This window comes from Pararobbsia alpina, assembly GCF_902859895.1.
Lineage (GTDB): Bacteria > Pseudomonadota > Gammaproteobacteria > Burkholderiales > Burkholderiaceae > Pararobbsia > Pararobbsia alpina.
In genome coordinates this window covers 1-9,997 of sequence record NZ_CADIKM010000082.1, presented here as the reverse complement: position 1 = coordinate 9,997, position 9,997 = coordinate 1, and the positions used below count along the sequence as shown (strand labels likewise).

The following is a 9,997-nucleotide window of genomic DNA, read 5'->3' as shown; positions in this document are numbered from 1 at the left end:
CGCATGCGCCGTATGCCGCCATCGCTAACTGCTCATCTGCTCGGCAACGATTTGCGTAGAGCATTCAGCTGATGGTGCTTTGTTTGCCGTGCATCGAACCCCAGCGTCCGCTCCGGTCTTCAGGCGAATGCCGCAGCAACAGATGACTGACGCATCGATTCCGTCGCCACGAGCGCCGCATTCGGCGCAGCGATAGACGCGGCGGCCATCTGCAGAACATCCCAATAACACGCGGCCGAGACATAATCGGCAACAATGCGCAGCGAGTTGCCAAGACGCGCGATCCTCATTCATGCATGGTTCTCCTCGAGTTGCAAATGTGGCCGGATGCTTGCTGGCGCCTGCCATGCAAACTGCACAGCATGTTCCTCGTCTCGCAGGACGGCGACGATTAACTCTGCGGTGTTCATAGCACGATCAATTGTTTTCGTCTTGAGTTTTCCGTTTGCCATATAGCTGACTGTTCGGCGGTGTAGAGGTGTCAGTTTTATCGGCTTGTTCCCCTTGGCGTTCTTGCCTATCCGTTGCTCACGCTCGCGGTTATAGCGGCTAACGCACAGATGCTTGTGGATCAGGCGCGGTGTCATCATGTGACAACGTGCGCAGATTTTCCTTGCTTTGAACGGTGAATGGTTCGCCGCGACCTTGCCAGCATGCTGAGCACCGATTCGACAATTTTTGCAGCTTGCACACCGTGCGCTTGCGGCTGCTGTGTTCGCGGCCTTCCAGCGGTCACCGCACGCGTCTCCAGATAAGGTGGCACTCAGCCGCTTGCAACGGAAGTGTTGCCGGCCGGGAAGCTCCGGAATCTCGAAGTATGTAGGCGTTCCGATTTCGGTTTTCATGGAGCTCTCGCTGCGAACAATTAAAGCTTGATCTGTGGTTTTGTGAAGAAGCCCAGTGATGATCACGATGGATTGCGCTCGGGGTCCCAGCGGCTCTGCACCTCTTTCATCGCTGCGAAGACGCGCTCGACAGTTTGACGGTCAGCCTGCAGGACAGCCGTTGCAATCGCGTCATGCATCTGTTCGAGTCGCTCCACGTTCCAGACCGTCTCGGCATATTTCATTGCAAGCGCCAGATTTGTCGCTCGCATGCGGTGCGAGACTGCGAGAATTTGTGGGTTTTTGACGCGTCGCGTTCCGTCATCAGTTGCGACGACAGCGTAGCTGGCCAACAGTCGCGCGTCCGCCACCATTGCATCGAGCTCGCTGTAAAAATCGATCGCCCGGCGAGCGACTTCATGATGCTCGTTAGTGAGCGGCGCCAAGGTCTGCGCCGGACGCGGCACGACGGCGCGCACCTCCTCGGCTAAATCCCGATCCGCATCGCGAACCATCGCGCACCAGGTCGACCACGTCGGTTTCGGCACATCGGGGAACAGCTTTTTCGCCAGGCGCGGGCCTTCGACGGCGCCATGCTCAGCGACGTGCTGACGGATGGCTAGTAAGGCTTTGGTGCGCTGTGGATCAGGTGGGCGGGGCATAGCAACGTTTCGAAACCATTTAGAAACAGTTTAGTTTCACGACGCGCGGAGCAGTGCAAATCCTTGCCGTGTAAGGGTCGTCGGTTCCGAAACACGGATATCCGTGGCGGCGCGCTACCGGAACAGCAGAGAGGATCTGTTGCTGTTACTCGGCGAGGGATTTCAACGCGACAAGCTTAGGGAACGGTGCTCGCGTCCGACGCTCGACGGTCGACTGCGGGCGCCACCCGTTCGGCTGCTTTTCGCCAACTTCTGCTGGTTTGCTCGCCGCGCCTGTCCGTCACCAAACCGGTGCGTTGATCTTCTCGTCGACGTCGCCAAATCTGGCCGTTTCGGCCGTGTCCTCCGAAGGCCGTGTCAAATGGCCTGTTGTTTCATCGGATACTTGCTGGGCTGATGTCTGCGTGATTGGTGACACTTGCGAAAACGGCGTGGTTCCCCTAAACAGAACCGTCGATGAACCACAAGTGTCACCAAAACCTTGCGTTACGTCGAGGGCAGTCCGGATCTGCTCGGTTCCGACATCGACCAGGTCCGAGTCGACGTAGACGGTATTCTGGGTCCACTTGCCACCGCGCTTCAGCCTGAACGTCTTCGATACCTGAACCATACCAAGTTCCGCCAGCGCGTTGGCCAACGCATTGCGCGTAACCTGGTCGCAATCTGGCAACGTCGCGTTAATACGGCGGATCAACTCGCCAAACACGAGCACACACGGCGTGATATCGGCACCGCCCTGAGCCTGTTGCGCCTGGATACGCTCAGCCAGCGTCGGCAGCGGCGCAGGAGTTGCCGGGGCCACATATCGCGATCCAGTCTGCATCGCGCGGCGCCGGGCCGACCACTCCTCCATAAACGCGAATGACAATTCGTCGATCTGGAGCGAACCGCGGCCGGAATCGACCGATTCGACAAGATCCGACCCGAGTCCCATCAGCTCCAGCATGTCGGCGACATCCTCAAGCGGGTTAGCTTTGGGCTTGCCCTTGCCGACGCCAAAGCGCTTCGGAACGATTCCGTGATAAGCGAACGTGACCCGGTTCGCTTTCGCGCGCTCAACGATCTCAGCCGCCGCCGCCATCTCGATCGGCACGCCCGGCCTGATGACGGTATCGCCCCACAGGAGCGCCTGGAACTGGCGAGTCGCGAGGTCGAACTTCATGTCCTCGAGCGCCTTCTTGCCTTCGCTAGCGTCGGCCGCGCCGTGCACCGCGCCAGAGAAATTGTCGATCCGACGCAGGCCTCGGCCATTCATGTAGGCATCCTAGAGCGGCGCATCAAGAATCATTTCGGGCGCAATGTTGAATACGTCGCTACCGAACAGACCGGCGATTTCGTGCCGCTCCAATGCCGCGCGATCCTCATCCGACTTGTTCGCCGATCGCTCAAGGAGGCCGGCCTCTTCGTTGCTCAGGTCGCGCGCTGCGACGATTAGCGACTTCTCGCGCATCTCGATCTTAAGACGCGCCTCTTTTCGAACCGCAGGGTCGAACTGGCCTTCCGTCTGATGGGTGCGCTCGATCTTGAACAGCGCCTGTTCCATAAGCCAGTACAACTCGTTCGCGAATTCGATCCTTGCGCCGTTGCTGTCAGCCTCGACGCCGGCGAAATACCGGCCGATCGGCGTTGCCTGCGTAGGCTTCCCTTCAGCCGCAGAGGCCTGCTCCCACGCCGCAATAATCTCGCGAGGATCTGTCTGGCCAGGCCCGGTGTTGTCCTGGTAAATCGCCACCGTCCACGTCTTGACGTACCGAACGCGCCGCATCATCTGTAGCGCATCGGCCGCCGAGATAGAGCAGCCGGATCCGATGAACATGCAGTGATCAAAGTGCCGATCGACAATGTCGTCCCGGTTTTCGTCACGCACGACATTGCCGGCCGAGTCCTTACGCTTGTGCTCAATCGATAACCCCGAGCTGATTGACGGTGAGTGAATGACGCAGTCGTATTCTCGGCTTACCCTGTCCGCGTTCTCGAGAAACGCGCGCTGTTCGTTCCGGTCCGTCGTGTCGAGCGTGATCAGCAGGAACCGCTTGCCGCCGTGCAGACCCGAGAGCACCTCATGCAGCTCGGTTGCCTGCTTGCGACTGTCACAGCCGATCCACAGTTTTTCGCCGGTACCCAGGCGACGGTTCGCCTCCTCGTAAAACATCTGGATAGCCTTCTGGCCGTACCCGTACTTGACGGTCAGGCCTTCGTCCTTCTGAGCCATGTCATAGATGCGGATCTGCTCGCCGGCCGGCCTGCACTGCTCGATGAACTTGATCACGCGGTCATTGACGCCGGCGTCCATCCCTATCACGCATGTCGCATTGCGAATAAGTGATTGCGGCGCACCATAGACAGCCTGGCGCGAGCCTTCGCCTTCTTCCTCGAAGCACTTTTTCGATTCGAGAAACGCGAGAACCTGGGCGATCTCGTCGATCAGGAGATACCTGCATTCCTTCATGATCGCGCGCAGCGACGCCTTATTGATCGACGGCAGGCATACGCCGAGCGCGGTCACGTCGACCGCGTTTTCTTTCGTGATCGGGTACTTGCCGTCCCGATAATGGGTGAGGCCGAGAACCTGGACAAGCGCGCTCACCAGCGTGACCCGATGTACGATCGCCACAAACCGCGCGTCGCCGCTCACCGTATTGCTGTATTGGGCGAACCGCGAAAACGCCAGGCCAATGCCCTTCGTTTTTCCGGATCCCATCGGCGCGCGGATCAGGATGACACCGCGATAGTCGACGTCGCCGAGCACCGGCAGCTCAGTGCAAGGCGTATAAATGTGCCGGTGCTTTGCGCCGTCCGAAATGCCCACGCGCAGCAGCGCGGTCGACCGACGCTGTGAGCACAGCCAGTTCATCCAGCCGCCCATGTGCGCCAGCGTCTTCTTGTGAATCGGCGCGCCCGAACATCGGATACGACCGATGAGCTCATCGACGTCCATTTCTGCAGGCGTATAGCGCACGCGCTTTTTGCACAGTGCCCATCCGTAAGACGCAGCGCTATGATGCATCCCTTCTGCGCCCGGGTCCGTCGCCACGTGGCCCCACGCCTTCCGCAGTTCGCGCTCAAGCGTGATAACGCGCGATTCTTTCCCGTCTTTGCCGGGTTCCTCCGAAAATATTCTGATACGCCGACTATCTAAGCCGTCGAACCGCGAAGCCGTGATCAAGCCAGCGCGGTGAGGAATCGAAATAGAAACTGCAGGCTTGAAAGTTGAGCACTCTCCGGGTCGCTCGATTCTGGTTCATTGGTGACAAGGCCGACACTCACTTTGGCTGACGGACCATGCGCTTAAGCGTAGCGACTTGTCGAAAAAACTCATGCCGCGGTTGCGCTGGGCTTCCGAGCAGGATGGCTGCCGCCGGCACGTCCGAGATAACGCCAGCTTGGGCGCCGATTCGTGCGCCGCGTCCGATGCGCAGGTGACCGGCCATAGCTGCCTGGCCGCCGACCTGGACAAAGTCTTCCAGCACCGTTGACCCCGAGATGCCCACCTGGGCAACGATGACGCAGCAGCGGCCAAGGCGCACATTGTGTCCAATCTGGACAAGATTATCGAGTCGGGACCCGGCCCCGATCACCGTGTCCTGGATCGATCCGCGGTCTATCGTGGAATTCGCGCCAATCTCGACGTCGTCCTCGAGGAGGACCCGCCCAAGGTGCGGGATAGTCAGGAACCCGGCCTTCGTATTCGCAAAGCCGAAGCCCTCCTGCCCGACGCGAACCCCGGGGAGGAGACAGACGCGCGCTCCGAGCAGCGCGTGACTGATGGTGGCATGGCTGCCGATCCGGCAATCCTCGCCGACCACGACCCCGCTGCCGATGTTCACATAGGGACCGATCCGGCATCTCGGCCCGACGTGTGCGTGCTCTTCGATGCATGCGAAGGCGCCGATCTCCGCCGTTGGATCGACGCGAGCATTGGACGCCACGAACGCCGTCGGATGGATGCCGGGGCTGGCGGAAGCCAACGGATGGAACAGCGCGGCAACTCGCGCCCAGCCCTCGTACGGTGCCGTCGTGATGATGGGGGTCGCTGAAGGCGGCACGCGGTTCACCATGTCGGGATGTACGATCACGGCGCCCGCACCGGTCTTCTCAAGCAACGAGGCATATCGGCTGTTGTCTAAAAAGCTGACCTCATTCGACCCCGCGGTTTGAAGCGGCGCCACTCCGCTCAGCACGTGGTCGGACTTGGCTACGATTCCATTCATAACGGCGGCCACCTCGGTGACATTGTAGGGGCCGCTCCGAGCGTAGAAACGCGCGTCGACGGAGAACTTATTGTTCATCATCCACTCCTTGTTTTTTAGCCCGGCTGTGGACGCTAAATGTCGCGTAGCACATCAGGAGCTCGTTCATAGAGCAAATCATCGCCGTATTTTTCATGGCGTGACCGCGTGTGCATCCCAACCCACGAGTTGAAGTGGGTGTACGTTGCCAAGTTCACCGGCGTGAATACCCGTTACCTCGGCAGCGGGTTCGGCAAACTGTAATAACGAGCCGGCGGCATCATCTGTAGACCTGGACAGTCGACCCAGGAGTGCCGGAGGCGGCCCGAGTTGCGCACGCAGAAACAGGAGGGGGAGCAACTATGCTCGACTGCCCGGCCGCTCCGGACGCCGGTGTGCTTATGCTGGCTGGGCCTGTATCGGGGCCCGAGTCGTCGTTATAGGCCGGCGGAGGTGGATTGCCGTCGGAGATCAGATACTGGCGACGCTGCAGATACGCGTCTCGTATGAACGAATACTTGTCGAGGGCAGCACCCGCCAGGAGATCCCCCGCGCCGAGCAGCGATGCGCGCACACTGACGACCCGCACGCCATAAAGTGTCGTGCGGAACCATATCGGCTGGACGTAGGTTGTCAGATCGACTTCGAACTCGACAAGCATCCCCGCAGTATCACGCACGGTACTCGGACCGAGCAGCGGCAGAACGAGATACGGCCCCGGCGGCAAGCCATAGTGGCCGAGCGTCAACCCAAAATCGGCCGTGTGCTTTGGCAGCCTCGCGATCGTCGCGACGTCGAACAGGCCTCCGACACCAAAGACCGTATTGATAGCGACGCGCATGACATCTTCGACGCCATCGGTAATCTTCAACTGCAGCAGATCGTTGCCGGCCGTGTACACGTCACCGATATTTGAAAAGAAGTTTATAGCGCTGTCCCGCACCGGCTGCGGAAGTGCCCGTACATACGCCTGTGCGACCGGCTTCAAGGCGTACTGGTCGACCTTGTCGTTGAAGGTAAAAACAGTACGATTGAGCCCCTCCAGCGGATCGCCGGTGGTCGGCGTCTGTACCGTCGCACAGCCCGCGAGTACCAGTGCTGCCGCTACAGCCAGCGCTGTGCCGCGTATCATTGTCACTACTGTTCTCCTAACTTCGCCGGGACACTGGCTTCCGGCTGGACCCCTGACGATGCGTAACATCCAATACACCGCCGGCATGCTTGGCAGACGATGTTTGAAGCGTCGGTGCACCAGTAATATTGCTCGGGAAGTTTCAGGATCTGTTCCTCAAAAGATTTATTCATGCGACGCGCATCGACCACGTCATTTTCAGACGAGGAATCGGCAAGCGGCTTGAAAATCGTCAACTCATACCCTTCGTGATTCGGAAGCACTTTGGTCACGGAGGGTACGACCCGCGCGTGCTCCAGTGTCGCGAGACGAGGAACGAGAAACGGCCGTCAGCGTACAGGCGGAAACGCCAAAGGGATGCGTAGTGGCTGAGCAAGGAGGAGCCCTCTACGGGCAGCTCGGCAGCACGAACGCCCGCTCGATGGGACGACCCGCTGTCGGAACGTTTCGGTTCGCGAAATAAGCCGCTAAGACTACCGCGTAGGAGCAAGCGATTGGTTACCAACGCAATTAATACAAAGTTACTGAATTTAACGGCAGATGAGGTGGTGCAACACCAGGCCTCGGGTGCGCGCTGAACAGCTGCGGCAGCTCCTCAATTGGATCAGTTACACGCAAGCTTTCGGGGCGAGTGAATTTCGACTTCACACTCGCCCGAATGAAGCCTGCGCCTCCGGCGCTTCGGCAGAGACGATGAGCGACATTATTCTGCGCATCCGACCTTGACCCTAGGATGACGCGCACGTGACAAGATTGTTATCTTGAATTCCGGGTGCGGCTTCCGTGCGCGAGCTCCAACGTCTTCTTTATGGATTGGATGCAGTCGTCCGACTGCATTGTGCACAGTAAAACGAATTGTTTAGCGCATTAAGCGAGAGTGCGCCTGCGATAGCGAACACCGCTTGACCATCGGGTGCTCCTTCAAGTCAGGTCGGCCCCCCTTTGGCGTATTCGTGGATATACCTGATGTCTCCGCTGTGAGGACGAGCCCGAGCGAAGCGTTGTGCCGTCGCTGACGAGTCAAAGCATGAGACAGCACAGGGCCACTGCGCACCCAACTTGACTCGTATTTTTAGCGCATTACGGCCACATCCGCTGGCTCACGCGATCTTTGAGGACGAAGCGGTGAAATAGCGCTGCACCGACATGCATGCAGATCAGCGCCAACAAACCCATGCCAGTGCGCTATGGACATCGCCCATCGCGTGTCCGACGGCAGAGCCCGTCGGCGAGAGGCTAGGATAGGGCACGATGCTCAGCAGTCGAACCTCCCAGCCGCGCGAGGATGCGTTGACCCACCCGAGCACCGGCACCACGAGGAGCGCCGCATAGAGAAGAAAATACGTGGCGCTCGACGCCGCGCCGAGCAGCGATGAAAGCGAACTCGGTGGCGGCCGGTGAGTCAACCGCCACACAACCCTGACAGCCATGACGGCAATCAAGGTTGCCCCGACACCCAGATGCCAGGCAATCAGACCGATCGGTTGAGTGCCTTTGCCGATGTCAGGCATGATCCAACCGATCGCAAACTGTATGGCGATCAGCGCTCCCACCAGCCAGTGCAAAAGGCGTGCACGACTATCAAAGGTGGCGGGTCCAAATCATACAATTTCGTCATTTCGAATCCTCATAGACAAGGCAACAAGGGAAACTCCCGAGCGTGCAACTGAACTGAAGCACGAGCTGACCGGACTCAACAATAGTAGTCACCCCATACTTAAGGGGAAACTGATTCAACGCAAGACGCGGGCTCTGGCAAATGTCCCAGTCCGGGCCATCTACGGTCGTTCGGTCAAGCTCTCGGACGGTCATTTGAGCATCCGCTCCGCCCCCCAGACAAGACAGTTGTCGGCGAGCGGCGATAAAACGGATTTTCTTGTTCGGTGGCACAGCCAAACGCTCGAAGGTCTGTCACAACCGGCAATAGGCTGATTGAAGCGCCGCGATCCATCGCCTCATGTCGAGCCGAGAGCAGCCGTTCCATTGGCCGCCTTCTCTGAGGCCGACTTCTGCGGCACGCATGCATGCTTGGGAAGAAATAGGTAGACTCAAAACGGGCGCTAAATGTGCGCCCATCCTTACATCGCCCTTGTTGGCCAGTTTCATGTTCCGGAGCATTAGAAGTGAAGGTTTACGATTTCAAAGGTTTTCCTAATCCCGCCCGCGTTCGTATCGCGATTGCCGAGAAAGGTCTCACCAGCCGCGTCGAGTTCGTTCAGGTCGATCTGCCTGGCGGCGCACATAGAACTCCGGAGTTCCTTGCCAAAAATCCGTCAGGCGCGGTACCGGTGCTCGAGCTCGATGATGGCACGACGATCTCTGAATGCACGGCGATCACCGAGTACCTCGACCACCTGGACGGCGAGCCGACGCTCACTGGCCGTACCGGTAAGGAACGCGCGATCATTCACATGATGCAGCGTCGGACCGAAGTCGAATTGATGGATGCTCTAGGGACCTACTTTCATCACGCCACACCGGGATTGGGTGAAAAGATCGAGCTCTACCAGAACCGCGAATGGGGCGAGCGAAGCCTCAAGCGCGGGATTGCCGGCCTGCACTATCTGAACCAGGTCTTGAGCGGGCAACCGTATCTTGCAGGGGATAGTTTCTCTATGGTCGACATCACCGCGTTTGCCGGACTGAGCCTCGCAGATTTCCTCAAGATCGAAGTGCCCGAAACACTTACAAATCTCAAAGACTGGCGCGCCCGCGTGGGAGCGCGGCCAAGCGTCGCGGCTGCCTAAGCCTAGGTTCAAGATCATCAGGGCACCGTGCTCTCATTGGGGCTTGAGTCGTTCATTGCCATCATTTGACGGTCAAAGCGGTTGTTCGCTCAAACGGGTCGTCGGTTGCCAGGCGAACAAGCTATATCGGCGGTTGACTTGTCAATGAACCGACGACCACTTCGGCGTAGTACTTGCCGGCGGACATGGCCGCATGAATGACCGTTGTACCTTTAAAAGTTGCCTTTGACGTCACGGCGGATCGGATGGCCGAAACGGGTCCGACTACGGCCGACTGCGTGGGGCAGCAGTCGGCCCAGAGTGTGTCAAAACACGGAAATCTGCTGGGTACCGAGGTTTTGGCTCGCGGGTAGCCGCGCTCGTGCCGGACTGAAGAATTGGCTTTACTGCGATTTTGAACGGG

Annotated in this window: 9 protein-coding genes and 1 pseudogene; 1 reads left to right on the top strand and 9 read right to left on the bottom strand. The window is 59.1% G+C overall.

Translation table 11 applies throughout. The annotated features are described in order from the left end of the window. Positions 1-119: 119 nt before the first annotated feature. The 9 genes and pseudogenes from HV670_RS28445 to HV670_RS28405 form a co-directional block, all read right to left on the bottom strand. Entirely contained in the window at positions 120-290 is a 171-nt protein-coding gene (locus HV670_RS28445) for a hypothetical protein (protein WP_175108296.1), read from the bottom strand. Further along, on the bottom strand, positions 291-845 hold the full coding sequence (locus tag HV670_RS28440) for a hypothetical protein (RefSeq protein ID WP_175108295.1): 555 nt from the start codon (positions 843-845) through the stop codon (positions 291-293). A 62-nt stretch (positions 846-907) separates the two neighbouring features. Continuing rightward, positions 908-1,339, bottom strand: coding sequence for a hypothetical protein (locus tag HV670_RS28435; protein ID WP_175108294.1), 432 nt, complete (start codon positions 1,337-1,339; stop codon positions 908-910). Positions 1,340-1,766: 427 nt separating this feature from the next. Further along, positions 1,767-2,741, bottom strand: a complete 975-nt coding sequence (locus tag HV670_RS28430) for a hypothetical protein (RefSeq protein WP_175108293.1) — start codon at positions 2,739-2,741, stop codon at positions 1,767-1,769. Positions 2,742-2,750: 9 nt separating this feature from the next. Next, positions 2,751-4,493: a plasmid replication protein, CyRepA1 family gene (locus HV670_RS28425; RefSeq protein ID WP_175108292.1), complete on the bottom strand. Its 1,743-nt coding sequence runs from the start codon at positions 4,491-4,493 to the stop codon at positions 2,751-2,753. 256 nt (positions 4,494-4,749) lie between these two features. Further along, positions 4,750-5,778: a UDP-3-O-(3-hydroxymyristoyl)glucosamine N-acyltransferase gene (lpxD, locus tag HV670_RS28420; protein ID WP_175108291.1), complete on the bottom strand. Its 1,029-nt coding sequence runs from the start codon at positions 5,776-5,778 to the stop codon at positions 4,750-4,752. A gap of 217 nt (positions 5,779-5,995) precedes the next feature. Beyond that, complete coding sequence (locus HV670_RS28415; RefSeq protein ID WP_175108297.1) at positions 5,996-6,847, bottom strand: MlaA family lipoprotein; 852 nt, start codon at positions 6,845-6,847, stop codon at positions 5,996-5,998. A gap of 5 nt (positions 6,848-6,852) precedes the next feature. Beyond that, the gene (locus tag HV670_RS28410) at positions 6,853-7,119 is read right to left on the bottom strand and encodes a hypothetical protein (RefSeq protein WP_343054514.1); all 267 of its coding nucleotides are present in this window, start codon (positions 7,117-7,119) and stop codon (positions 6,853-6,855) included. Positions 7,120-7,927: 808 nt separating this feature from the next. Further along, positions 7,928-8,412: pseudogene (locus tag HV670_RS28405) on the bottom strand (cytochrome b). Positions 8,413-8,970: 558 nt separating this feature from the next. On the opposite strand from HV670_RS28405, the gene HV670_RS28400 reads away from it, so the two are divergent. Next, positions 8,971-9,594 carry a glutathione S-transferase family protein gene (locus tag HV670_RS28400; RefSeq protein ID WP_175108290.1) on the top strand — a complete coding sequence of 208 codons (624 nt, stop codon included), beginning with the start codon at positions 8,971-8,973 and terminating at the stop codon, positions 9,592-9,594. The last annotated feature ends 403 nt before the right edge of the window (positions 9,595-9,997 follow it).

Excerpts from the sequence above, each read along its gene's own strand:
- HV670_RS28415 (WP_175108297.1), bottom strand. The coding sequence starts at position 6,847 with ATGATACGCGGCACAGCGCTGGCTGTAGCGGCAGCACTGGTACTCGCG.
- HV670_RS28435 (WP_175108294.1), bottom strand. The coding sequence starts at position 1,339 with ATGGTTCGCGATGCGGATCGGGATTTAGCCGAGGAGGTGCGCGCCGTC.
- HV670_RS28445 (WP_175108296.1), bottom strand. The coding sequence starts at position 290 with ATGAGGATCGCGCGTCTTGGCAACTCGCTGCGCATTGTTGCCGATTAT.
- HV670_RS28440 (WP_175108295.1), bottom strand. The coding sequence starts at position 845 with ATGAAAACCGAAATCGGAACGCCTACATACTTCGAGATTCCGGAGCTT.
- lpxD (WP_175108291.1), bottom strand. The coding sequence starts at position 5,778 with ATGATGAACAATAAGTTCTCCGTCGACGCGCGTTTCTACGCTCGGAGC.
- HV670_RS28425 (WP_175108292.1), bottom strand. The coding sequence starts at position 4,493 with ATGCATCATAGCGCTGCGTCTTACGGATGGGCACTGTGCAAAAAGCGC.
- HV670_RS28430 (WP_175108293.1), bottom strand. The coding sequence starts at position 2,741 with ATGAATGGCCGAGGCCTGCGTCGGATCGACAATTTCTCTGGCGCGGTG.